1 protein-coding gene is annotated in these 649 nt (G+C 56.2%); it reads right to left on the bottom strand.

Annotated features, from left to right (window positions below):
• A partial coding sequence (locus EOB36_RS33945) for a hypothetical protein (RefSeq protein WP_128286595.1) occupies window positions 1-453 on the bottom strand: 453 nt, incomplete at its 3' end.
• Window positions 454-649: the final 196 nt, after the last annotated feature.

Below are 649 nucleotides of genomic sequence, written 5' to 3'. Positions count from 1 at the left end.
GGTTTCCGGAAACACGGTCATTTTGTATTTCTTCGCTACGTCGCGCTTGAACTTCGGGTCGTCTGTCAAGATGTAGCCGCCAGAGTATCCGCCCTTGAGTTCGCCGCTCGTGCTAGTGGCCACACCACGATAGAGATTGCCGTCAATGGAGACGAAGATGTCCGACTTGGTCCCGTTCTGAAGGCCGATATCCTCTTTGGTGAACACGCCAAGATAGCCGACCTCCCGATTTGCGGTAACGCCCATTTGCACCGAACTTGGGCCATCTGAGTGCACGATCAAGCAATCACCGCGGGTTTGATTGGCATAGACGGTCCAGCCCTCGACGTCGTCCCCGTAGCGGACAAGCACATCGCTGGCCTTGGGAAGGGGGCTTTGATCTTGTGCGTAGGCTGCCATCGCAGTCGAAAGTGCTACTGACGTTGCCGCGATGCGTGTCATGTATTTTCGCATTGCTATTCCCCTTGTGTGCAGGCTGAATTGTTCTTTGGCTACGGGCACCATTTGCTCCAGAGGCTGCTGTCCTCTTGCGGGGCGATGGGATATGACGGCTGTGAGTGACCTTGGCCGATCGGCTCACGTCAGGGAACGTAACTAACTGTAACCTACGGGCTAGTACTGGCCCAGCGCACTGCGGACCGTTCAGTCC

The sequence above is a fragment of the Mesorhizobium sp. M6A.T.Cr.TU.017.01.1.1 genome (assembly GCF_004023115.1).
GTDB classification, from domain to species: Bacteria; Pseudomonadota; Alphaproteobacteria; order Rhizobiales; family Rhizobiaceae; genus Mesorhizobium; species Mesorhizobium mediterraneum.
The sequence above is the reverse complement of the archived record's forward strand: the minus strand, read 5'-3'. Positions and strand labels throughout refer to the sequence as shown.